The 21,106-nt window shown below is 66.7% G+C and carries 22 protein-coding genes; 11 read left to right on the top strand and 11 right to left on the bottom strand.

Going from position 1 to position 21,106, the window contains the following annotated elements; genetic code table 11:
• Nucleotides 1-2: 2 nt before the first annotated feature.
• From ABLE91_RS18160 to ABLE91_RS18145, 4 genes are all read right to left on the bottom strand, one after another.
• Complete coding sequence (locus ABLE91_RS18160; RefSeq protein WP_348932959.1) at nucleotides 3-881, bottom strand: cation diffusion facilitator family transporter; 879 nt, start codon at nucleotides 879-881, stop codon at nucleotides 3-5.
• 197 nt (nucleotides 882-1,078) lie between these two features.
• Nucleotides 1,079-1,864, bottom strand: coding sequence for an MlaA family lipoprotein (locus ABLE91_RS18155; protein ID WP_348932956.1), 786 nt, complete (start codon nucleotides 1,862-1,864; stop codon nucleotides 1,079-1,081).
• 83 nt (nucleotides 1,865-1,947) lie between these two features.
• The gene (locus tag ABLE91_RS18150; protein ID WP_348932955.1) at nucleotides 1,948-2,247 is read right to left on the bottom strand and encodes a hypothetical protein; all 300 of its coding nucleotides are present in this window, start codon (nucleotides 2,245-2,247) and stop codon (nucleotides 1,948-1,950) included.
• 154 nt (nucleotides 2,248-2,401) lie between these two features.
• Nucleotides 2,402-3,922, bottom strand: coding sequence for an efflux RND transporter periplasmic adaptor subunit (locus tag ABLE91_RS18145; protein ID WP_348932952.1), 1,521 nt, complete (start codon nucleotides 3,920-3,922; stop codon nucleotides 2,402-2,404).
• 342 nt (nucleotides 3,923-4,264) lie between these two features.
• On the opposite strand from ABLE91_RS18145, the gene ABLE91_RS18140 reads away from it, so the two are divergent.
• Nucleotides 4,265-4,783, top strand: coding sequence for a hypothetical protein (locus ABLE91_RS18140; RefSeq protein ID WP_348932951.1), 519 nt, complete (start codon nucleotides 4,265-4,267; stop codon nucleotides 4,781-4,783).
• 84 nt (nucleotides 4,784-4,867) lie between these two features.
• On the opposite strand, the gene ABLE91_RS18135 is transcribed toward ABLE91_RS18140, so the two are convergent.
• Entirely contained in the window at nucleotides 4,868-5,404 is a 537-nt protein-coding gene (locus ABLE91_RS18135) for a hypothetical protein (RefSeq protein ID WP_348932948.1), read from the bottom strand.
• 836 nt (nucleotides 5,405-6,240) lie between these two features.
• Between ABLE91_RS18135 and ABLE91_RS18130 the strand changes: the two genes are divergently transcribed.
• From ABLE91_RS18130 to ABLE91_RS18115, 4 genes are all read left to right on the top strand, one after another.
• The gene (locus tag ABLE91_RS18130; RefSeq protein WP_348932947.1) at nucleotides 6,241-7,056 is read left to right on the top strand and encodes a metal ABC transporter permease; all 816 of its coding nucleotides are present in this window, start codon (nucleotides 6,241-6,243) and stop codon (nucleotides 7,054-7,056) included.
• A gap of 10 nt (nucleotides 7,057-7,066) precedes the next feature.
• Nucleotides 7,067-10,174: an efflux RND transporter permease subunit gene (locus ABLE91_RS18125; protein ID WP_348932944.1), complete on the top strand. Its 3,108-nt coding sequence runs from the start codon at nucleotides 7,067-7,069 to the stop codon at nucleotides 10,172-10,174.
• A 64-nt stretch (nucleotides 10,175-10,238) separates the two neighbouring features.
• Nucleotides 10,239-10,874, top strand: coding sequence for a ParA family partition ATPase (parA, locus tag ABLE91_RS18120; protein ID WP_348932941.1), 636 nt, complete (start codon nucleotides 10,239-10,241; stop codon nucleotides 10,872-10,874).
• The gene (locus ABLE91_RS18115) at nucleotides 10,871-12,136 is read left to right on the top strand and encodes a hypothetical protein (protein WP_348932940.1); all 1,266 of its coding nucleotides are present in this window, start codon (nucleotides 10,871-10,873) and stop codon (nucleotides 12,134-12,136) included. The genes parA and ABLE91_RS18115 overlap by 4 nt, the downstream gene beginning before the upstream one ends.
• On the opposite strand, the gene ABLE91_RS18110 is transcribed toward ABLE91_RS18115, so the two are convergent.
• Entirely contained in the window at nucleotides 12,111-12,335 is a 225-nt protein-coding gene (locus ABLE91_RS18110) for a hypothetical protein (protein ID WP_348932937.1), read from the bottom strand. The two genes, ABLE91_RS18115 and ABLE91_RS18110, sit on opposite strands and share 26 nt — an antisense overlap.
• Before the next feature lie 90 nt (nucleotides 12,336-12,425).
• Here ABLE91_RS18110 and ABLE91_RS18105 point away from each other — a divergent pair, with 90 nt between their 5' ends.
• Nucleotides 12,426-12,773, top strand: a complete 348-nt coding sequence (locus ABLE91_RS18105; protein WP_348932935.1) for a hypothetical protein — start codon at nucleotides 12,426-12,428, stop codon at nucleotides 12,771-12,773.
• Nucleotides 12,774-12,844: 71 nt separating this feature from the next.
• Nucleotides 12,845-13,399: a hypothetical protein gene (locus ABLE91_RS18100; protein WP_348932934.1), complete on the top strand. Its 555-nt coding sequence runs from the start codon at nucleotides 12,845-12,847 to the stop codon at nucleotides 13,397-13,399.
• A 1-nt stretch (nucleotide 13,400) separates the two neighbouring features.
• On the opposite strand, the gene ABLE91_RS18095 is transcribed toward ABLE91_RS18100, so the two are convergent.
• Nucleotides 13,401-13,835, bottom strand: coding sequence for a DUF6524 family protein (locus tag ABLE91_RS18095; protein ID WP_348932933.1), 435 nt, complete (start codon nucleotides 13,833-13,835; stop codon nucleotides 13,401-13,403).
• A 218-nt stretch (nucleotides 13,836-14,053) separates the two neighbouring features.
• On the opposite strand from ABLE91_RS18095, the gene ABLE91_RS18090 reads away from it, so the two are divergent.
• From ABLE91_RS18090 to ABLE91_RS18075, 4 genes are all read left to right on the top strand, one after another.
• The gene (locus tag ABLE91_RS18090; RefSeq protein ID WP_348932930.1) at nucleotides 14,054-15,196 is read left to right on the top strand and encodes a hypothetical protein; all 1,143 of its coding nucleotides are present in this window, start codon (nucleotides 14,054-14,056) and stop codon (nucleotides 15,194-15,196) included.
• Nucleotides 15,193-16,773, top strand: a complete 1,581-nt coding sequence (locus ABLE91_RS18085; RefSeq protein WP_348932928.1) for an ATP-binding cassette domain-containing protein — start codon at nucleotides 15,193-15,195, stop codon at nucleotides 16,771-16,773. Before ABLE91_RS18090 ends, ABLE91_RS18085 begins: the two co-directional genes overlap by 4 nt.
• A 117-nt stretch (nucleotides 16,774-16,890) precedes the next feature.
• Nucleotides 16,891-17,355 carry a hypothetical protein gene (locus ABLE91_RS18080; RefSeq protein WP_348932927.1) on the top strand — a complete coding sequence of 155 codons (465 nt, stop codon included), beginning with the start codon at nucleotides 16,891-16,893 and terminating at the stop codon, nucleotides 17,353-17,355.
• 176 nt (nucleotides 17,356-17,531) lie between these two features.
• On the top strand, nucleotides 17,532-17,993 hold the full coding sequence (locus ABLE91_RS18075) for a hypothetical protein (protein ID WP_348932925.1): 462 nt from the start codon (nucleotides 17,532-17,534) through the stop codon (nucleotides 17,991-17,993).
• A 73-nt stretch (nucleotides 17,994-18,066) separates the two neighbouring features.
• Here ABLE91_RS18075 and ABLE91_RS18070 read toward each other — a convergent pair whose 3' ends face one another.
• The 4 genes from ABLE91_RS18070 to ABLE91_RS18055 form a co-directional block, all read right to left on the bottom strand.
• Nucleotides 18,067-18,831: an HpcH/HpaI aldolase family protein gene (locus ABLE91_RS18070; RefSeq protein ID WP_348933035.1), complete on the bottom strand. Its 765-nt coding sequence runs from the start codon at nucleotides 18,829-18,831 to the stop codon at nucleotides 18,067-18,069.
• Nucleotides 18,832-18,846: 15 nt separating this feature from the next.
• Nucleotides 18,847-19,629 (bottom strand): 2-oxo-hept-4-ene-1,7-dioate hydratase, encoded by a 783-nt coding sequence (gene hpaH, locus ABLE91_RS18065; RefSeq protein WP_348932924.1) that lies wholly within the window; start codon nucleotides 19,627-19,629, stop codon nucleotides 18,847-18,849.
• A 61-nt stretch (nucleotides 19,630-19,690) separates the two neighbouring features.
• Nucleotides 19,691-20,062 (bottom strand): carboxymuconolactone decarboxylase family protein, encoded by a 372-nt coding sequence (locus ABLE91_RS18060; protein WP_348932921.1) that lies wholly within the window; start codon nucleotides 20,060-20,062, stop codon nucleotides 19,691-19,693.
• 65 nt (nucleotides 20,063-20,127) lie between these two features.
• Entirely contained in the window at nucleotides 20,128-21,102 is a 975-nt protein-coding gene (locus ABLE91_RS18055; RefSeq protein ID WP_348932918.1) for a Bug family tripartite tricarboxylate transporter substrate binding protein, read from the bottom strand.
• Nucleotides 21,103-21,106 lie beyond the last annotated feature (4 nt).

The following is a 21,106-nucleotide window of genomic DNA, read 5'->3' as shown; positions in this document are numbered from 1 at the left end:
CGTCAGTGTGTTTCGGCGGTGAGCGCTTCCGCTGCCATGTCCGCGGCATCGTCGACCTCGATGGTGACGTGGCCGATGCCGAAGCGTTCAGCAAGGCGCGCACGCACCGCTGTCTTGACCACGCTCGCCTCCGCCCCGTGATCGAGCTTGATGTGCAGCGATGCCATCAGCTTTTCGCCGGTGAGCCCCCAGACATGCACGTGGTGGACATCGGAGACGCCGGCGATGGAGGTGAGCTCGGCGGTGAGGGCCGGTCCCTCAAAGCCCTCGGGAACGCCTTCCATGAGGATGTTCGCCGAGCTGCTCATCAGCGACCAGGCGCTCTTGAGGATGAGCACGCTGACGAAGACGGACAGGATGGGGTCGATGGGCATCCAGCCGGTGGCCATGATGACGAGGGCCGCGACGATGGCCGCTACCGAGCCCAGAAGGTCGCCCAGCACATGCAGCAGCGCGCCGCGCATGTTCACGTTGCGCCGGTCCCCGCCGCGCAGGACGAGAAAGCCGCCGACATTCACCAGCAGGCCGACCACCGCCACGATGAGCATGGGGCCGGCCATGACCTCCACCGGATCCCAGAAGCGCATCACCGCCTGGTAGACGACCCATATGGCGATCAGGAACAGGGTGAGGCCGTTCAGCAGGGCCGCGAGCACTTGGAAGCGGTGATAGCCGAAGGTGCGCTGCGCATCGGCGGGGCGGCGGCTGAGGCGGAACGCGATCCAGGCGAAGCAGAGCGCCACCGTGTCCGAGAGCATATGGCCGGCATCGGCGATCAGCGCCAGCGAGCCGGAAAGGTAGCCGCCGGTCGCCTGGATGATCATGTAGGTGCCGGTAAACACCATCACCCAGAAGACGCGCCGCTGGCTGTCCTCGGTCACGGAGGGCCCGTGCTGGTGCCCGGCATGCTCGCCCCCCGCGCCCGCTGCCGCGCCATGGTCGTGGGGCGCGTGAGGGGGCTCTTGACCGGCAGGTTTGTCCGGATGCGCGGAGGCGGTCACCTGTGCAATCCCTTCCTGGGTTTAGCACCAAGCCGCCGCCGGAGACCGGCGGCGGCTTATGTTACTCGGTTCGTGCCTCAGTTGACGGTCTTGATGACGCCGCCGAGGGGGCTCGCCTTGAGGTCGGCAGCCGGAATGGAGTCGGCGCACAGGTCGGCGCGCAGGTTCATGTAGCGGTCGCGGGTGCTCGCATAGGCGTCGAGCGTCACCGCCGGGGTGGCGGTCGGCGCGTTCACGCCGGCATCAGGCGCCTGCTCGAACAGGCTCATGGGAAGGTCAGATGCTGCCGCCACCGTCCGGTCGGCGACCACATAGCCGTAGACCCAGTCTTCGCCGGTGGCGTAGGCGAGACCGTAGGCTGCGATCGTGCCGGCGGCTTCGCGCGCATTGGTCGGGCCGAAGAAGGGCACCATCAGATAGGGGCCGGTGGGCACGCCGTAGCTGCACATGGCGGTGCCGAGGTCTTCCGGCCGCGAGACCCAGCCCATGCGGGTCGCAACGTCGAAGACGCCGCCGATGCCGGCAATGGTGTTGATGGCGAAGCGGCCCGCGGAGACGCGCATGTTGGCCAGGTCGCCCTGCACGCCGCTCGAGATGACGGTCAGCGGTTCGCGCAGGTTGGTGAAGACGTTGTTGACGCCGGTCTGGACCGATGTGGGAACGGTGGAGCGATAAGCGGCAACCACAGGGCCAGCCACCACGGACATGAAAGCGCTGTTGAGCGAGTAGGTGGCGCGATTCACGCGCTCAAACGGGTCCCACACCTCGCTGCGGGGCGCTGCGGTCTGCGCGAAGGCCGGGGCGGCGGCGAGCAGGGTGGCGCCCACCGCGAGCGAAAGGAAAAGCGTGTGTTTCCGTACCATCTCGGACTCCTATAAGGATGAGCGCCGCAACGCAGAGCAGGAAAGGACGCCCGCGAAGGGGCGTTTTGGGGCGCAACTCCCGCCTATGGCAGAAGCGCGTATGAGATCGCCACGGCCCCGACAGCGCCGAACGCTGAAGACAGGGAGCCGCCGGCTAGGAGGCCGATGATGAAGGCGCCGCCGACGACCGCGGTTCCCCACAGCAGCTGGTCCATGCCAGCGGTGTAGAACGCGCTTTCTTCGGGGTCGTTGTCGGCAGCCAGAGCGACGCTCGCATAAGGGAGCGTCGCGGGCCGGGCATAACCGGGTGTTTGGGCGTGCGCGACGGCCGGAGCCAGCATCAGCAGCGCCAGAGCCGCGAGAAAGAAAATCCCGTAGCGCATCGTCCCCCACCCCGTTGACGGGCTCCACAGTGAATCATTCCCGGAGCCAATTCCATCTCTAACTGTGCCGTCCCGTCACCTTTATGACGTGATGGTCCATTCCCGTTTTTTGGGCGCGCGGCAGCCCGACTGCGCGTGCCCGCGGCGGGTTGTTTCAGCGGATCTGGTTGAGAAGGCTCGCGCCCTCCGTCACCACGCGCGCGCCGCTCGACAACCCCGATTCCACCACCATCACGTCGCCGGCCACGCGCACCGCCCGAACCTGGCGCGGCGCGAAGGTCTCCGCGCCGATGCGCTCCCAGACGATGCTGCGTCCGTCGCCGTCCCGGATGATGCTGGAGGCGGGAACGGGGATGCCGGCGATGGTCTTGTTCTGCCGGACGATGACCGTCACCGGCTTGCCCACGGACAAGCCCTCATGGGGGCCGACCACGCGGAAGCGCAGGGGAATGGCCTGGTTGCTGAGCATGAGCCCGCCGCCGACGAATTGCAGGGCGATGGGCTTGTTGTCGCCGACCACCGCAGCCGCGCTTTTGATGTTGTTCGTCACCGCCGGGTCGTAGGCCGCCGCCTCCACCCAGAGCGCGTCGGGATCGACGATCTCGAAGATGGTCTGCCCTTCGAGAACCGTGCCCCCCACCGCCGCGCCCACGCGGGAGATGACGCCGTCCACGGTCGCCCGGAGGGTCTCGCGAGCGCCGAGCGCCGACTGGAGGGAGGTGAGCTCGCGGCGATAGCCCTCGACCTGGACCTTGAGCGCCTCGATCTTGTTGGCGCGGTAGCGCACGAACAGAACGTCGTCGAGGCGCTCGATCTGCTTTTCAGTCAGGGAGATCTGGTTGGCGAGCTGCTGCTTGCGCGCCTCGATCTGCGCCCGCTCGGACACCGACACGGACGGCTGAAGATAAGCGAGCAGATCGCCGCGGCGCACCCGCATGCCGAGATAGGGGAACGTGCCCTGGTTGGCCTCGATCACGCCCGAAAGCGTCGCCTGCAAGGTGGTGCTGGTGCTTGGATCGGTGATGACATGGCCCGGCAGCTCATAGGCCATGGATACGTCTGCGCGGGTGCACACCTGCCAGCGCACGGAGAAGATGCGCTGGGTCGCCATGGGCAGGAAGAAGGTGCCATCCGGGCGACGGTGCGGCGTGTCCCGGACCAGATCGAGCGCCGCCTGGGGCTGCGCGTGGGGCGCCACGACTTCGGCGGGCGGGAAGGTCGGCGTGGTGTCTTCCACGGCATCGGTCATGATGGTGGCGGGCAGTTCGGCCCGGGCCTCCTTGCGACCCGCGAGAGGACTGTCCGCGTCCATGCTCCGGCGCGGCGCAAGTCCCGGAGAGGGAAGCAGGTCCTCCATCTCAGGGCCGGCATCGGTCCTTTTTCCCGGACCAATGCGGGGCGGTATGATGTCTTCTGCGGGCACCCGGCCTTCGGCGGCGCTCAGCAGGATCGGCATCACCGCGCTCCGGGTCGCCGTGTCGCCCGACGCTGCCTCCCTTGCCGCGGAGATGGTTCGCTTGGGCTCCCGCTCGGACGAAGCCGGGGGATTGATTCCGTAATCCTGGCTCTCGCCTTGGGTGAAATAGTCCGCGATATAGTTGGAGCCGACCTGGGTGACGACGTTCGTCAAGGCGAGTGTCGCCGCCACAAAAAGCGTCGTCAGCACGTAGTACATGGCTTTTCTGGAACGCTACGCCCAGCCCCCACCTGCGGAAGTCTCTCCCGCATGCCCCGCGGCCTGCCCATCCCGCGTCTGAACCGGCCCCCCGGCTGCGAGATAAGCTTGCCTCTCTTAAGGGCATATAGCATATGAACAAAGCGTCAGGAATATCCTTGCGTATAAAAGGCGCCAAATACTGCGTAGCCGGCTCTCTTGTTCTCTCGGGTGTCGGAACTCTGCGGCATTTTCACCGTCTTCGGTCAGCAGGTCCCGCATAAGGCCTTATAATGTCGTATAAAACTTGATTCGAGGTGGCCGATGAATATTGTCGCTCATCCGATCCGTTTGCGAGGCTTCATGCGCGGCGTTCGTTTCTCTCTCGCCGGTCTTTTCGCCGCCGGTGCCATCTTCGCCGCGCTGCCGGCGGCGGCTGAGAGCATCGCCAGCGACATGGATTTTCAGGGTGTGAAGTCGCTTCGCGTCACCACCAGCCCGCTGCCCATCGATTCCGTCGACTGCAACATCGAGCCCGGCGCGCTGATCCGTGATTTGCGGCGGCAGTTCGAGTTCGAGGGGCTGAAAGCGGCCAATTCGGATGACGCTCTCGCTGTCGTCACAATATTGTCGGCGCGGGATGCGCCCAGCAATACATGCAGTTCCACGCTTATGCTTGGAGCCTATAAGAAGGCGTCCTTCTTCGACAAGGATGTCGGCTGGATTCGCACGGGTTACGTGGTGATGTGGCAGAGCGCCGTGCTGGTCACGTCGCGCAGCGACGGACACTCGGTTCAGGTGCGCGATGCCCTTGCCCGCATCGGCGATGCTCTTCTGAAGGAATGGCGCACGGCCAACGCCTCGCCTTCCGCCGGGCGGTAGGTTTTCGTTGGCGGAAGGGCGTGGCCGGCCTCGAAGCTTCGCCGAGGCCGGCTTGGTTTTGTTGAAGGCCGCCCTCTGATCAGCTTAGGGGCCGTAGAACCAGTTTCCCACATAGCCGCCGACAAGAGCGCCAGCGACGGTGACGGCAGCCTGACCGGCGGCGAGGGCATAGCTACCGCCAGCGGCGAGGCCCGCGAGCGCCGCGCCGTTGCTGCCGGCCACCAGGATCGGCGTGATCATGCCGGCGGTGACGGCATTGGCGATGATGACGCCGCCAACAGCGCCAGCCGCGATCGCTGCGACCCGGTAATCGCTGAGGTTCGTTTCGCTATGCGGCTCGGGAACGTTGCGCGACTGTGAGGGGGTCGTCGCGGCGGCAGCCGTGGTCGGCGCTGCGGGCTTGGGCGCCGTGGCGGCAGCAGGGGCCGCGGAAGGGGCCGGAGCCGGGGTTGCGGCGGGCGGCGTTGCCGGCGCGGGCGGGGTTGCGGGGCGCGGCAGGGTCGCCTGAGCAAGCACGAACGGCGCGTTGTTCGGGAGCGCGGTCTGCGCGAGGGCGGTCTGTGCGCATGCAAGCGGCGCCAGCACCGCGAGGCTGATGGCGAGGATCGGTCTGTGTTTCATGGATCGGCTTCCTGGAGGGCGCCGCCGGGAGGAAGGCCCGGGCCCGCGCGGTTGTCGGATGTCCACGGGCCGCATCCGCGCGTCACCCGACTCGCAGCCAGTGCGTGACGCCCAGAACACCCCAAGGCCGAGCTTGGCGCGCCGCCTTCATTTACGCAAGGTCCAGTCGAAATTGCCCCCGGAGCATATCATTGTACTACCGTGGCGTGCGACATCATGAAACATGCTTCCAGCACGCGGAGCGCTACATCGGCCCCTCTGCAACTGGAATTCTTCCGATCTTCACTGAATTGTCATAAAACTCTCACTTAGCTTCGCACGTGCGAGAAACTACTTTGAAAATCCATTATTCTCAGTATTCTGAGCGAAGGGGTAGTAGGGGAAAGGCGCGAGGAAATCGGCGATGCCGTTCCTCGCAATTGCGGCAGGCATTCCGGCCTTCGCAAATCGGTCGCTCAGAATGGCTAATGCCGTGGGCGCGTGTTGCGCGCTGCGGCCTTTTCGTTTGAAGCGTCTGGCGCGCCGGCCGGGGGGGCGGAGGGGGGGCGTGACGGGACCAGCTGCTGCGCTGACCAGCGCTGCATTCATCACTGACGTATTGCGCGCGCCCGTTGGCCCTGCGGCTCAAGCCGCCATGAGGCCGGCGCCCGGCATGATCTCGGCTCTCCGCAAGACGGGCATCAGCGTGCGCGCGGGGGCGAGCCGCGAAGATTGTCCGCGCCCCGTCGCGCAGAACACCCTTATCCCGCTGGAAAGGGCGCCCTGCGCCGCCGGCAGAATGGCCGCCGCCAGCGGCCTCTTCGGCTTTCGCGGAGGCTCGTTCGACCGGCTGCTGAATGGACTGGACGGCCGTGACCGCTCTTAGTCCCGACATTCTCGCTCCGGCCCTCGTGGCAGGGCTGCTGATCCTCGCGACCCACGTTCCCCTCGGCGTCATCGTGCTGAACCGGGGGATCATCTTCATCGACATCGCGCTCGCGCAGGTGGCCGCGCTCGGCGTCGTGTTCGGAAACCTCATGCTGGGTTCGGTGGCGGGTTGGGCCGTTCAGGTGAGCGCCATTGCGGCGGCGGTCGGCTGCGCGATGCTCCTCACATGGACCGACAAAAAGTTTCCGGCCATCCAGGAAGCCATCATCGGCGCGGTCTATATCGTCGCCGCGGCCGTGCAGATCGTGCTCCTGTCCAGCAGTCCCAACGGCTTGGAATATCTGAAGGACCTGCTGGTGGGGCAGATCCTCTGGGTGTCCGGCACCCAGCTCCTGGTGCTCGGCCTCCTCACCGTCGCGGCGCTCGCGCTCTGGTATCTGCGCGATCTCGTGAAGGAGCGCATTCTGTTCTACGGCGTCTTTGCCGTGGTCATCACCGCATCGGTCCAGATCGTCGGCGTGCTGCTGGTGTTCGCATCGCTCATCATGCCGGCGCTCGCGACCCAGCATGCACCGCCCCATTGGCGCCTCGTGATCGCGTTCAATCTCGGGGCGGCCGGCTATCTGCTGGGACTTGTCGCCTCGGCCATCTTCGGCATCTCCACCGGCGCGGCCATCGCCTGCGCCCTGGTGCTCGTGGCCATCTCCACCGCCTGGGGTCTGTCGCGCACCGTCGCGGCCGGGGCGGGGACACCGGCCGGTGCCGCCGATCCCGGGCCGGGTTGAGGACGGGCGCATGTTCGCATCCCTCGTCAATATCAGCCTTCGCGCCCGCCTCCTGGTGCTGGTGGCGGCCGCCGCCGCCATGATCTATGGCGCCGCCGCCCTGCACCATCTGCCCATCGACGTGCTGCCGGACCTCAACAAGGGGCTGGTCACCATCCTCACCGAGGCGCCGGGCCTCGCCCCGGAAGAGGTGGAGACGCAGATCACCGCCCGCATCGAGACGGCGCTCATGGGGGCGAGCGGCGTGACGCGCGTGCGCTCCTCGTCCACCACCGGGCTGTCGGTGGTCTATGTGGAGTTCGACTGGAACACGGACATCTATGTGGACCGGCAGATCGTGGCCGAGCGGCTCGGGCCGGTGCAGCTGGAGCTGCCGGCGGGCGTGCGGCCGGTCATGGCGCCCATCTCTTCCCAGATGGGCGAGATCATGCTGGTGGCGCTCTCCTCGTCCACCCTCTCGCCCATGGACCTGCGCGAGCTTGCCGACTGGACGGTGGCCCAGCGCCTGAAGGCGATCCCCGGCATCAGCCGCATCGTCACCATTGGCGGCCTCGCCAAGGAATATCGCGTCACCCTCGATATCCTGCGCATGTCGCAGCTCGGCGTGTCCATCAATGAGGTGCGCCAGGCGCTCCAGGCGTTCGGCTCCAACACCGGCGGCGGGGTGGTGAACCAGGGCCCGCAGGAATTCCTGATCCGCAACCTCTCGCGCACCCAGAGCCTGGAAGACATCCGCAACGTGGTGGTGGACCACCGCCTCGGCCAGCCGGTGCTGCTGCGCCAGTTCGCCGACGTCTCCTTCCAGCCCAAGCAGCGGCGTGGCGATGCCGGGTTCGCAGGCGGGGCGGCCGTGGTCATCTCGGTGAACAAGCAGCCCCAGGCGGACACCCTTGCCCTCACGGCTGAGGTGGAGAAGGTCCTGGACGATCTCCAGAGGACCATGCCGGAGGGCACGCGCGTCAACGATTATCTGTTCCGGCAGTCCGACTTCATCCGCTCTGCCGTGGGCAATCTGGGGCAGGTGTTCACCGAGGCCATCATCCTGGTCGCGGCGGTGCTGTTCCTGTTCCTGCTGAATGTGCGCACCACCCTCATCTCGCTGGTGGCGATCCCGGTCTCGGTGCTCACCACCTTCATCGTGCTGCGCTGGATGGGGATGACCATCAACACCATGACGCTCGGCGGCCTCGCCATCGCCATCGGCGAGCTGGTCGACGATGCCGTGGTGGATGTCGAGAACATCTTCCGCCGGCTGCGCGAGAACAGGGCGCTCGCCGTGCCGCGCGCCTCGCTTCAGGTGATCGCCGACGCCTCCCAGGAGGTGCGCTCCTCCATTGTCCATTCCACCGCCATCATCGTGCTGGTCTTCGTGCCGCTGTTCGCCCTTCCGGGCATAGAGGGGCGGCTGTTCGTGCCCATGGGCATCGCCTACATCGTCTCGATCCTCGTGAGCCTTCTGATCTCCATCACGCTCACCCCGGTCCTGTGCTCCTACCTGCTGCCCAACGCGAAGGGCGTCCTCGGGCGCGACAGCCTTCTGGTGCAGAAGATCAAGCACGCCAACACGCGCCTTCTTTCCTGGGTGCTGGACCACCAATTCCCCGTGCTCGCCAGCATCGTCGCGGCCGTTGTGGTGGCCGCCGCATTGGTGCCGAGCCTGCCGCGCGCCTTCCTGCCCCGTTTCAACGAGGGGGCGCTCGTCATCACCATGGTGCTGGAGCCGGGCATATCGCTTGAGGAATCCAGCCGCATCGCCGCCACCGCCGAGCGCCTGCTCCAGAGCATTCCGGAGACGACCAAGGTGGGCCGCCGCACCGGCCGCTCGGAGGCGGACGAGCATGCGCTTGGGGTCAACGTCACCGAGATCGAGCTGGAACTGGCGGCAAAGGACCGGCCGCTCGCCACCGTCATAGCCGATGTGCGCGCCCGCCTCGGGGGCCTGCCGGGATCGTTCAGCATCAGCCAGCCCATTGCCTTCCGCATCGACCGCATCCTCACCGGAACGGCGGCGCAGATCGTCTTCAAGATCTTCGGCAACGACCTCGACACGCTGCGCAATATCGGGCGCGATGTGGAGGCGCGGCTCAAGGCCATGCCGGGCCTCACCGACGTCGCCATCGAGCGGCAGGTGCCGGTGCCGCAGATCCAGATCCAGTTCGATTCAGGCCGCGCGCTGCTCTACGGCGTGCAGCCGGGCGAGTTCACCGGGCGCCTCGCCCAGCTCACCAATGGCGAGGAGGTCACGGAGATCGTCGATGGCACCAAGCGCTTCGATCTGGTGATCCGCCTGAGCGACGAGGCGCGCTCGGCGCACCAGCTCGGCGCCATGCTCATCGACACGCCGGCGGGGCAGGTGCCGGTTTCCACCATCGCCCGCGTGTCCGAGCAGACGGGGCCGAGCACCATCCAGCGTGAGAACAACCTGCGCCGCATCCTCGTCACCGCCAATGGCGATGGCACCAATCCCAATCTCGTCAGCGGCGAGATCGCCGCCATGCTGCGCGACATGCGCCTGCCGCCCGGATACTTCATCGCCTTCGAGGGCGTCTATGCGGAGCAGAGCCGCTCGGCCCTGCGCATGGGCGGGCTCGCGCTCATCTCCTTCCTGCTAATTTTCTCCATTCTCTATGCGCGCTTCAAATCGGTAATGCTGGCTGCCATCGTCATGGCCAATGTTCCGCTGGCGCTCATCGGCAGCGTGCTGGCGCTGAAGCTTACGGGGATCGATTTGTCGCTCGCCTCCATCGTCGGCTTCGTCACGCTCGCGGGCATCAGCACGCGCAACGGCATCCTGAAGATCAACCACTACATCAACCTCATGTCCCACGAGGGCGAGAGCTTCGGCCGCGGCCTGATCCTGCGCGGCGCCAATGAACGCCTCGTGCCGGTGCTGATGACGGCGTCCGCCGCCGCGGTCGCGCTGATCCCGCTGCTTCTGGGCGGCGAGGAGGCGGGCAAGGAGATCCTCCATCCCGTGGCTGTGGTGATCTTCGGCGGGCTGCTCAGCGCGACCCTGCTCGACACCGTGCTCACCCCCTTGCTGTTCCAACGCTTCGCGCCGGCGGTGCTCGGCCGGATCATGCCGGCTCCCGCTGCAACCCTAAAGAAGGCCTATTGATGATGAGGTCCCCGCGCCACAGCCTTCCCAAGCCAGAGCTCCACTTCAGCTCAGGAGCCGTCGCATGATCATCGGTCTTCTCAACCAGAAGGGCGGCGTCGGCAAGACGACGCTCGCAACGCATATCGCCGGCGAACTCGCCCTGTCCGGGTCGCGGGTCGCGGTGGTCGATGCCGATCCGCAGGGCTCGGCGCTCGACTGGGCGCAGACCCGCTCCCAGATGGGCCTGCCGCGCCTGTTCGCGGTGAGCGGCCTCGCCCGCGAGGTGTTGCACCAGGAAGTGCCTGACATCGCCCGGTCGCACGACCACGTCATTATTGACGGGCCGCCGCGCGTAACGGCGCTGGCACGCTCGACGATCCTGGCCTCGGATCTCATCCTGATTCCGGTGCAGCCCTCCTCCTACGATGTCTGGGCGAGCACGGAGATCGTGACGCTGATCGGCGAGGCGCGCATCTTCAAGCCGGCGCTGAAGGCGGCGTTCGTGGTCAATCGCTGCATCACCGGCACGGTGGTGGGGCGCGACCTGCGAGACGCGCTCACGGGGGACATCGGCCCGCTGGAGACGGTGATCGGCCAGCGCGTGGCCTTTGCGGAGAGCGTGGCCACCGGCCGTCTGGTCCGCGAGCTGGACGCCCGTGGCCAGGCGGCGAAGGAAATTGCGGCCCTTGCGGCCGAGATCATGGGGCGAGGCATATGACAGCGAAGCGCGTCACCATCGGCCTGAAGCCGATTTCCGGGGGGCAGGACATCCCCCGTGTCATCGATGCGGAGCGCACCGGCATCAACACCTCCGCGCGGACCGAAGCGGCGGCGCCGGAGGATGCCGTGAAGGCTTCCGTGGCACCGACAGGACCGCTTTCCATCGAGGAGTGGCTGCACCAGGGGCGCGGCCAGCCGGAGCCGGTGTCGGTGGCTGAACCGACCCCCACCGTCCTCCCGGCCGTCGCCGTCGAAAGTGTCGAGCCGCCGAAGGCGGAAGAGCCGTCTGTGTCGGCGGAACCTGCACCCGCTCCCGAGCCGGTGGTCTCCGCCGAGCCGAAGACCCCGTCGCGCTTGCCGCCCTGGTTCGGCATCGCAGCCAGCGCTGCGGCCGGTGCGGTTGCCGCGCTGGCAGTGGTGTTCCTCGTCCCCCCGTTCCTGCCGTCCACCGACCTGCGCGTCGCGCCGCTTTTCGCGCGCATCACCTCGCTTGAGGGCACGGCGCAGAAGACCGGCGCGGAGGTGGGGCGGCTCAACAACGAGATCGCCCAGGTGCTGGACGGTCAGGAGAGCGCCCAGACCCGTCTTTCCGAGCAGAACGAGATCTTGACCGGCCTCAAGAAGTCGATCGCCCGTGAGAACGACAAGCGCGTCGAGCCCATCATCGACGCCTCTTCTCCCATCTTCGCCGTGGCGCTCGGCCAGTTGCGGACGACCTTCTATGCCGGGCGGCCGTTCGAGGCGGAGCTGGTGAACCTCTACGCCATCGCGGGAAATGACGACCGCTTCTCGGCCTATCTCACGCAATTGTCCGGGCCGGCGCGGACGGGCGTTCCCAATGCCGCGGAGCTGAAGCGCGTCTTCCCGTCGTATGTGGCGGCCGCCGGGCTGCGGATCGGAAATTCGGAGAGCTACTACCAGTATGGCCTGTCGCTGGTGAACCGGTATGTGGGAGTGGGCGCGGAACCCTATCCCACCGAGATCGGAAACCTTGCGGTCACCCGCGCCGAGGCGCGGCTGGCGGCTGGCGATGTGGCCGCGGCGATGCGTGCGCTGAATGAGCTCGACCAGGAGTTCACCACGCCCATGACGCCCTGGCTCGATGCCGCGCGGAACTATCTGCGAATGGAAACCATCATCGCCGACATGACCGGGATCGTCACGGAGAATCTCCGGCGGAAGCTCAGCAGCGCCGGCGGGAAAACGCAGCCCGCCGCAAATCCCGCGGCCGGCCTCAGCGCCCCGGCGGCAAAGCCGTAAGGGAGCTTGGCAGGGGGCCGGAAAGCGAAGCTTCCGGCCGCATGTCAACGATGTAGTCGGCAGTGATGCGGCCGCCGGAGGATTTGACGCCGGGGTCGATCTCCAACAGCACTTCGCTCGAAATATTCGCCGTGATCTGAACCAGCAGGTCCGCTGCCAGTCCGAAGATCACGACGAAGACGGGAATGAGATAGACCATGGGCGCGCTCCGCACTCGGCCGGACCATAGGAAGACCGGTCCCCTGCGTAAAGCCCGTCCTTCGACCACGCATGAAGGCCTTGTGCAGCGATGACCGACCAGCCGCTTCCCATCCCGCCAGTCCCTCCTCTTGAGGCGGTGGCTCCACAGCCCGCCGCCCCCGTGCGCGACATGCCGCCAGTGCTGGTGGAGCGCGAACTCGATGTGGCCATGGAGCGCGAGCGGTGGTTCCGCTCCCAATATGAGCGTGAGCATCAGGTCACGCTGTCGGTCATGCGGATCCTCCTCGGCGGTGTCCATCACCCCGAAGGCGACTCGATGAATTTCTGGCGCTGGCTCATCGACGACCTGCGCTCGGAACGCCGGAAAAAGGAAACGTTGAAGGCCGAGTTCCACCTGGATCCAAGGGTGGAAGCGGTGTTCGGGCCCCGTCCTTAGCCGCAGCAATAACGCAACTGACATGTGGGCGTGATAGGGGCGGGGACAGGATGGTGTTGGAGGGGAGCATGATGGCCCGGGCATTGAAGCTGGCGCTCGCCGGCGTCCTGCTTTTTGCGGGCGTCGTGGCCGCCACGGCGCAAGAAAGCCATGGCCAGGGCTCGACGTCGCGCATGATCATCGTCTCACCGCGGGCCGAAATGCGTATCGGCAATCAGGAGGCCGTGCTCACTTATGACGGCCGCCGGCTGGTCCTGTTCCTCCAGCGCTATTCGGACGGCCTGCCCACAGGCGGCGCGAAGATCGAGCTGACCGCGGGCTCCGTGGCCGCGCCCCTCGAGGAGCTGGCGCCTGGGACCTATGCATCGAACGACGTGTCGCTTGCCACCGGGCAGAACGACATCAAGCTCGCCTACACCATCGGCGACCGCAAGGGCGTCGCGACCGTGCCCTTGGTTCTTCCGCAAAGGGGCGTTGAGGGAAGCGCGCTCGGCGCCATGCGCGCGCCGTCCACTGCCGGCATCAACGGCCTGATGCTGGCCGTCATCGCGGTGATCATCTTTCTCGCGGTCAACGTGCTGCTGGCGCTGCGCGCCCGCACGGCCCGGCCGGGCGCTCCCGCATGAATCAATAGGTGAGGTTGTCGACGCTGACTTGGCCGGTGACCATGACCCAGGCCGAAGCCCAGCAGATGCCGATCCCCATGAGGCCGCCGAACATGTAGAGCGTAATGGTCGCCAGATCCTGAGTGTCCCGCAAAGGCACGATGTCCGCGTCCACCAGCGCGTAGGCAAGGGAGCCGAGGAAGGAGATGGCGAACAATATTCCCCATGGCCTGAGCGCTCGAAGTGTCACACGCAGCAGCAGGAAATAGAGGATGATGTAGAAGGCGATGAGGGGCATCAGGAGCATCCAGTCGAGAGACCAGCGGATCTCGATCCAATGCACCAGCGAATAGCCGCTCAGATTGTAGGTGGACAGCACGAGAAAGAGCGTCCCCGACAGCCGCGTGAGGAACATGACGAGGCCGAAATTGCGCGGGCGGGGACGCGTGATGCGCATGGGGGAAATCTCATGCCGAAGACGGGGAGATGGTAGAGCGTGACGCGTTGTGAGGGAAGCGATCCGGCCGTCCTGGCACAAGCCGGCGGACAGCGGCAATTCGCACCATGGCACCGGAGTTTTTTCGTGGCGCCCACCCGGCGCTTCGGCAATGGTGGCGCCGCTCTTCGCGCGTGCCTTTGGCGCCTGTGTCGGCGCGGCCCGTCACGGAACCAGTGATGTTTGCGTTGCCTATCCCCACCAATGGACGTCTCGCGCGGCTGAGCGGGATTTGTGTCTCGGCGCTGATCATCCTCGGCTTCATCGCCGCGGGCTGGAGCGTGTTTCCGCACGCGGCGGTCGGCGACCTCGTGCGCTATTATCGTGATCCCCTTGCCGCGTCGTGGCGCGGCACCATGCCGGTGTTCGTCATGCGGCCGGACCACAGCGTCATCCGGCACGGCACCGCCTTCGCCGGAGGGGACGGCCGCATCCGCATTGAGCTGTTCGGCAGCACGGCGCGGGAGCATGTGGAGGCCGACACTGCGCTGCTGATGGATTCCAGCTTCGGCGTGCTGTGGGCCGCCGCCACGGACAATTCCCAGGCCGAGCTCCGCCGTCGCATCGAAACGGTGCAGGACGAGCTCGCCGCCTCCGTCGAGCGGATCATCACCTCCAACGTCTTCAACTCCGAATACCGGCCGGCACTGCGCGCCATGCTCACCGATGCGGTGTCCTATGCATGGCGGGACCCGCGCACCCAGGCCGCCCTCGAACGGCTGCTGGCCAATGCCGAGCCGGCGCTGCGGCGGGCGCTGCGCGGCGAGGTGCAGGAGATCCTCCTCAGCCGCGTCAAGGACGCCATGTGGGACATGCTGCGGGCCAACTGGCAGAACGCGCTGGTGGCTCCGTTCGGCTATGACCTCAACTACGAACCGGTCATGCGCGCCGTCTCCACGACCTTGTCCGATCCGCGCATCCAGACAGTCATGATGGGGTTCGGGCGCGATCAATTGGAGACGCCGGAGGCGCGCCAGCTGGCGGAGCGCCTCGCCGTCGGCTCCATCGATGCGCTCATGCGCGACCGGCGGGTGCCGGGGGTGATCACGCAGATGTTCTGGGACGTGCGGCTGCGCACTTTGCTGCGGCCCTTCACGCAATCCATCCTCCAATTGCTGGGCAGCCTGCCGCAGCATCTCGGCGGGCTCGGCGCGCAGAGCAGCCTCAACCCGCTCGCCGCCCACGTGTTCCAGTCGTTCGCACTCGGCGCGCGCACGCCGCTTGTCATGCTCCTGACGCCCAAGGACCTTAACCGCATCCAGCGCATCGACGGCGACGGCGTCGTGCCGCTCGTTCTCCTGTCCACCGGAAGCCGGCCATGAATGCACCGGAGATCCTTCCCGCTGCATTGACGGTCCGGGGCCTGTCGGTCCGCACGCCGAACGGCAAGATGCTGGTGAACGATGCCGGCTTCGAGGTGGGGGCGGGGGAGCTGGTCCTTCTGATCGGCCCCAGCGGCAGCGGGAAGACCAGCATCATCAATGCGCTGTGCGGCCTCCTGGACGACCGGGAAGGCGCCTGGCACGTGGAAGGGCTGCTGCATTTCGGCGCGCGCGAGGTGAACCTCGCCAACAGCCGCAGCGACATGTGTGGGCTGGTGTTCCAGGGCAACGCGCTGTTCGACGACCTCAGCGCCGGCGAGAACGTGAAGATCGCCGCCGACCATGCGCCGGAAGCCGCCCGCGCCTACGACACCGCCCCCATTCTTTCCTTGCTCGCCGACATCCGCCCGGAGCAGTCCATCGCGGCGTGCAGCGGCGGGCAGAAGCAGCGCATCGCCATTGCCCGCACGCTGCTTGCGGGCCATCCCATCCTGATCCTGGACGAGCCGAATTCCGGCCTCGACCTTGTCTCCTCGCGGCGGCTCGCCAGCGTCATCAAGTCCATCTGCGTGGAGCGGGCGACGCCGGTCATCATCGTCGCCCATCATGTGGACGACCTGCTGCCGCTGGCGGACAAGGTGCTGCTCGTCGACACGCACAATCACACGGTGCGGCATGTGACGCCCACCATGGCCGCCATCGAGCATGCCATGGAGCAGCTCCAGGCGGCGGAGCATCCGGCGCCCGACGCGCTGCGGCTCGTTGCGGCGCCCGACACCGTTCCGGACGTCTTCCCGCAGGCCCCGCGTCTGTCCTCTGCGGCGGCGCCCCAATGGCACGCCCGCACGCGGGCCGGCAATCCGCTGGTCTGGTGTGCGCGTTACTTCGTCGAATACATCTGGGTGCTTTGCGCGTCGCCCTTCATGCTGGGCTATCTGGGGCTCGGCGGCCTTATTCTCGGCTTCGTCTCTGTCTGGTTCGGCTTCAACTATCACGCGTTCGACGGCTATCTGAAGTCGATCCTCCATGATGAGACGCTGGCGGGCATCGGCTTCGTGCAGACCACCATTACGGTGCCGCTCATCGCTTCCATTCTGGTGGTGGCGCGCAATAGCGCGGTGATCTCCGCCGACCTCGGCAATCGCGTGCTGTCGTCGCAGATGCGCGCCATGAGCAACCTGAACATTCCCGGGCTGCGCTACCTCATCGCCTCCATCTTCATCGCCAATCTCCTGTCCCTGGCGCTGCTGACAATCGGCGCCGTGGCGACTGCGTCCTGGGCGGGGCTCCAGACCTGGCAACTGCTGTTTCCCGACCAGCCATTCGAGTTCTGGCAGGAGAATTATTTCCGCCGTCTCGTGGAGGCGGGGCATGGGATCTACGGCCTGATGGGGTGGGTCGCGGGCAAGATCGTGCTGAGCTCGATCCTTGGCAGCGGAACCGCAATCCTCATGGGGTTGCGCCCGAAAGTATCCGTGGTATCGATCAACAACGCGATCGCGAAGGCTATAGTGATCGGCGTATCATTGACGCTGTTCGCGCACGCATTGTTCGCTGTCCTACAGTTTTGGCGCTGATGCGGGTCGCGGGCGGCTGCGCGGGGTTGATCCGCGCGGGGAGAATACCGGAAGCGGGGCGAGCGTGGCCGCGGAGCGGGCGCGCCGTATTTACGTATCCAATTGGGCGGGGGGGTGATGGCTGGGAACGGGACGTCCGGCGAGCGTTTCATGGGCTATGTCGAGCTTGCAGGGCTCGACCGGCCATTCATTTCGAAGGCCGAGGAGCGCCGCCTGCTGGAGCGGGGCATTTCGCAGTTTGCCCTCGACCCGCACGAGGCGCGCGGCCTCGTGCTCTATGTGGCGCAGATGAAGGACATCCGCCTGGAGCGGGATGTGGACCGCCGCATGCTGCCGATCCTGGATCGCTACGGCGGCAAGTCGAAGAAGATCAGCAAGGCGCAGTTCCGCGAGGCGGCCGCCCTCTATAACGGCCTCGCCGGCGGCGTGCTGAGCGACCAGGAGGCCCGCATCCGCGTCAAGCAGGTGATGGACCAGAACAAGTTCAGGCCAAAACGTTCCATGATGCTGTCACGTGGATGGTACGATAAGATTGGTAAAGACAAGAAGGGGCGCGCGCCGGGACCTACCGTTACGGCGTGAGGGGTGATTACGTGGAGGCTGCGGAGCGAAGCTCGGGTGCGGCCTCCAGGTTGGTTGCCGGTCCCTGAAGGGAAGGGGCCGGTTTGACTTGGCTCCTTGGAAGAAGCGTCCAATCGCGCGGCCTGGGGATGGTCCCGGCCGCGCCTGTCCATGAAGCTGATTTCAGGAAACCGACAATGAAGCGATCCGTGACGATCAAGGCTCTCGCCGTCAGCCTCACCGTGCTGGGCCCGCTGGCGGGAGCGCAGAGCGCTTTTGCCGAATCCAATCCCATTGTGCTCGCCCAGACCACGCCTGCTCCGGCCCGTCCGGCTGCCGCTGCCGCCCCTGCTCCGGTGCCCGTTCCCGCCCCGATGCCCGCGGTCTCCGAAGCGCGCGCTGCCATTGAGCCCCGCTCGGCGTCGTATGAAACGACCGCGCTGCGGGTGGCGGTCATCTCGGTGGGCGCTGTGGCTGGCGTCTTCGTCGCCAATGCCGTGACCGCCGGAATGATCACCCCGATCCTGGTGGCGACCGGTGGCAACACGGCGGCGATTGCCGCGGGCGGCACCTATGCGGTCGCCGCGGGCGAAGCGGCCGTCACGGCGGTCGGCGCGGTGATCGGCGGATATGCCAGCAACTGGCTCTACGGCCCCTAAGCTTCGGCATTAGGCTGATGCAAAACGGCGGAGGTCCGGCCGGGCCTCCGCCGTTTTCATATTTGGACGCTGCTCAGCTCTTGAAGCGCCTCGCCAAAGCGTCGGCTGCATTGCGCAGGAGGCCGAGATCGGCGCCTACGGCGACGAATTTGTAGCCCCAGTCGATGAAGCGCCGCGCCTCTTCCTCATTGGCGGTGAGGATGCCCGCGGGCTTGCCCACCTTCGTCAGGCGCTCCACCGCATCCTTCAGCACGGCCTGCATCTCCGGCCCGGTCCAGTTGCCATGGTGGCCGAACGAGGTGGAGAGGTCGGCGGGGCCGATGAAGACGCCGTCGACGCCATCGACGGTGGCGATCGCCTCCAGCTGCTCCATGGCCTCGCGGGTTTCCACCTGCAGAAGAACACTGATCTCGCTGTCGGCCTTCTGGAGATAGCCGGGCACGCGGCCATAGCGGCTCGCGCGGCCTGAAGCCGTCACCCCGCGCAGGCCGACGGGCGGATAGCGGGTAGCGGCGACCGCGCGCCGCGCCTCCTTCACGTCCTGGACATAGGGGATCAGCAGGCCCGGCGCGCCGATGTCCAGAAGGCGCTTGATCAGCACCGGGTCATTGGAGGCGGGGCGCACGATGGGCGTCGCGGTGCCGCCGCGCGCCGCCTGGAGCTGGGCGAGGACCGCCGGCAGCTCGTTGGGCGAGTGCTCGGTGTCCAGCAGCAGCCAGTCGAAGCCGGAATCCGAGACCACATCGACCGTGATGTTGCTGCACAGGCTGCACCACAGGCCGATCTGCGTCCCACCGGCGGCGAGCGCGTGCTTGAAGGCGTTGCGGGGGAGTTCCATTGCCATGGCCCCCGCTCAGACGAACTGCACGGCGACGCTGCCGAGCGGGCCGAAATCCGCATGCAGCGTGTCGCCCTTGGCCGCCCAGACGGGGCGGGTGAAGGAGCCGGAGAGCATCAGGTGGCCGGGCTCCAGCACCGTGCCGAAGCGGCCCACCTTGTTGGCGAGCCAGGCGATGGCCATGGCCGGATGACCCAGCACGCCGGCGGCGAGGCCGGTCTCCTCGATCTCCGAATTGCGGTAGAACACCGCGCCCACCCAGCGAAGGTCCACATCGTTCGGCCGCACCGGGCGCCCGCCCAGCACGATGCCGGCGGCAGCGCCGTTGTCGGCCACCGTATCGGTGATCTTGCGCGGGTTCTGCACGCGGGCATCGATGATCTCGATGGAGGGCACCACCCATTCGGTGGCGCGCAGCACGTCCACGAGGCCGATGCCAGGGCCCTTCAGCGGCTCCTTCAGGATGAAGGTCAGCTCGGGCTCCACGCGGGGCACGCAATAATCCTCGAACTTAACCTTGGCGCCGTCGTTCAGCACCATGGTGTCGAGCAGGTGGCCGTAGTCCGGCTCGTCGATCTGCGAGGAGGCCTGCATGGCCTTGGAGGTGAGGCCGATCTTGTGGCCGATGAGCTTGGCGCCGTTCTTGACCTTGTGCGCCGTCACCATGCTGGAGATGGCGTAGGAATCCTCGATCTGGATGTCGGGATAGGTCTTGGAGAGCTGCAGCGCCGGCGTCTTCGTGGCTTCGGCGGCGAGCAGGATTTCGACGGCCTTCTGGCGGTCGGCATCGGACAACATGTGTCTATCCTTCAAAATGTTGGAGGGCCTTGGATCCGGGCGCGGGCAGGGCGCCCGTGTCTCATTCCGGGAACAGGGCGCTGATGATCTCGCCGGCGAGGTTGAAGGCCGCGACCCCCCGGAACAGGGTGGCGATGGCGGCGGCGGCGTGCAGTTCCTCCACGTTCGCCCCGGCCTTAACGGCGGCCTTGGCGTGGTTCGCCGCCGCTTCCGAGGTCTGGGAAAGGAGGATCGCGAAGCACATGAGCTGGACGGTCTTCTGGTCGAGCGCATCCGGGGTGAGGGCGGCGATGCGCCAATCCTCCAGCGCGGTCACCAGGTCCGGGTCCACCCTCACGCCCAGCTTCAGCCGCTTGGCGATCTTGGGGGGCGTGAAGCCGATCATGTCCTCATAGCGGCGTTCGAGCTCTTCGAGCGTGCGACGTTCGGCCATTCGGGTCTCTCATTCTGCAAGTCGGGTGGAGGCCGGCGAGGCGTGCCCCACCGGCAGGTTCAGCGTCAGTCGACCTTCACGTTCGCGTCCTTGATCACCTTGGCCCACTTGATGTCCTCGGCTTCGATGAACTTGCCGAAAGCGGGGCCGAAGAGGGTGCCGGGCTCGGCGCCGAGATCGGCGAACTTCTTCGCCATCTCCGGCTCGGTGAGCGCCTTTTTGGTGGCGTCGATGATGACCTGGAGGACGTCCTGGCTGGTTTTGGCGGGGGCGACGAGGCCGAACCAGGCGGAGGCGTCGAAGCCGGGCACGCCGGCCTCGATCATGGTCGGCAGCTCGGGGAACAGCGGGGAGCGCTGGGCTCCGGCCACGGCGAGCGCACGGATCTTGCCGGCGGTCACCTGGGGCCGCACGGCGGGCATGTTGTCGAACATCATGGGGATATGCCCCGCTACGAGGTCGTTCATGGCCGGCGCCGCGCCGCGATAGGGCACGTGGACGATGTCGATGCCGGCCAGCGTCTTGAACAGCTCGCCCGCCAGATGGTTGGTGGTGCCGTTGCCCGAGGAGCCGAAATTGAGCTTGCCGGGCTCCGCCTTCGCGAGGGCGATCAGCTCCTTCACGGAGGTCGCCTTCACCGCCGGATTCACCGCGAGCACGATCGGCACGTTGGCCACCAGCGCGATGGGCGCGAAGTCCTTCAGCGGATTGTAGGGGAGGTTGGGATAGAGCGACGGGTTGATGGCGAGCGGGCCGGGGGCGGACAGGAGGAGCGTGTAGCCGTCCGGATCGGCGCGGACCACGTTGTCCGCGCCGACGTTTCCGCCCGCGCCCGAGCGGTTGTCGACGATGACCGGCTGCTTCCACTGCTCCTGAAGGTTTTGCGCGAGCAGCCGCGCGATCACGTCATTCGATCCGCCGGCCGGGAAGGGCACGATGATGCGCACCGGGCGGTCGGGGAAGGCCGCCGCCGCGCCGGTGACGCCGGCCAGCAGGGTGAAGGTCACCGCCGCGAGGGCGGCCAGAGAACGACGAAGCATCACT

The organism is Aquabacter albus (assembly GCF_040049275.1).
GTDB lineage: Bacteria > Pseudomonadota > Alphaproteobacteria > Rhizobiales > Xanthobacteraceae > Aquabacter.
Note: the sequence above shows the minus strand (reverse complement) of the source record. Positions and strands in the feature narration are given on the sequence as shown.

Excerpts from the sequence above, each read along its gene's own strand:
- ABLE91_RS18155 (WP_348932956.1), bottom strand. The coding sequence starts at position 1,864 with ATGGTACGGAAACACACGCTTTTCCTTTCGCTCGCGGTGGGCGCCACC.
- ABLE91_RS18150 (WP_348932955.1), bottom strand. The coding sequence starts at position 2,247 with ATGCGCTACGGGATTTTCTTTCTCGCGGCTCTGGCGCTGCTGATGCTG.
- ABLE91_RS18145 (WP_348932952.1), bottom strand. The coding sequence starts at position 3,922 with ATGTACTACGTGCTGACGACGCTTTTTGTGGCGGCGACACTCGCCTTG.
- ABLE91_RS18140 (WP_348932951.1), top strand. The coding sequence starts at position 4,265 with ATGCGCGGCGTTCGTTTCTCTCTCGCCGGTCTTTTCGCCGCCGGTGCC.
- ABLE91_RS18135 (WP_348932948.1), bottom strand. The coding sequence starts at position 5,404 with ATGAAACACAGACCGATCCTCGCCATCAGCCTCGCGGTGCTGGCGCCG.
- ABLE91_RS18130 (WP_348932947.1), top strand. The coding sequence starts at position 6,241 with ATGGACTGGACGGCCGTGACCGCTCTTAGTCCCGACATTCTCGCTCCG.
- ABLE91_RS18125 (WP_348932944.1), top strand. The coding sequence starts at position 7,067 with ATGTTCGCATCCCTCGTCAATATCAGCCTTCGCGCCCGCCTCCTGGTG.
- parA (WP_348932941.1), top strand. The coding sequence starts at position 10,239 with ATGATCATCGGTCTTCTCAACCAGAAGGGCGGCGTCGGCAAGACGACG.
- ABLE91_RS18115 (WP_348932940.1), top strand. The coding sequence starts at position 10,871 with ATGACAGCGAAGCGCGTCACCATCGGCCTGAAGCCGATTTCCGGGGGG.
- ABLE91_RS18110 (WP_348932937.1), bottom strand. The coding sequence starts at position 12,335 with ATGGTCTATCTCATTCCCGTCTTCGTCGTGATCTTCGGACTGGCAGCG.
- ABLE91_RS18105 (WP_348932935.1), top strand. The coding sequence starts at position 12,426 with ATGACCGACCAGCCGCTTCCCATCCCGCCAGTCCCTCCTCTTGAGGCG.
- ABLE91_RS18100 (WP_348932934.1), top strand. The coding sequence starts at position 12,845 with ATGGCCCGGGCATTGAAGCTGGCGCTCGCCGGCGTCCTGCTTTTTGCG.
- ABLE91_RS18095 (WP_348932933.1), bottom strand. The coding sequence starts at position 13,835 with ATGCGCATCACGCGTCCCCGCCCGCGCAATTTCGGCCTCGTCATGTTC.
- ABLE91_RS18090 (WP_348932930.1), top strand. The coding sequence starts at position 14,054 with ATGTTTGCGTTGCCTATCCCCACCAATGGACGTCTCGCGCGGCTGAGC.
- ABLE91_RS18085 (WP_348932928.1), top strand. The coding sequence starts at position 15,193 with ATGAATGCACCGGAGATCCTTCCCGCTGCATTGACGGTCCGGGGCCTG.
- ABLE91_RS18080 (WP_348932927.1), top strand. The coding sequence starts at position 16,891 with ATGGCTGGGAACGGGACGTCCGGCGAGCGTTTCATGGGCTATGTCGAG.
- ABLE91_RS18075 (WP_348932925.1), top strand. The coding sequence starts at position 17,532 with ATGAAGCGATCCGTGACGATCAAGGCTCTCGCCGTCAGCCTCACCGTG.
- ABLE91_RS18070 (WP_348933035.1), bottom strand. The coding sequence starts at position 18,831 with ATGGAACTCCCCCGCAACGCCTTCAAGCACGCGCTCGCCGCCGGTGGG.
- hpaH (WP_348932924.1), bottom strand. The coding sequence starts at position 19,629 with ATGTTGTCCGATGCCGACCGCCAGAAGGCCGTCGAAATCCTGCTCGCC.
- ABLE91_RS18060 (WP_348932921.1), bottom strand. The coding sequence starts at position 20,062 with ATGGCCGAACGTCGCACGCTCGAAGAGCTCGAACGCCGCTATGAGGAC.
- ABLE91_RS18055 (WP_348932918.1), bottom strand. The coding sequence starts at position 21,102 with ATGCTTCGTCGTTCTCTGGCCGCCCTCGCGGCGGTGACCTTCACCCTG.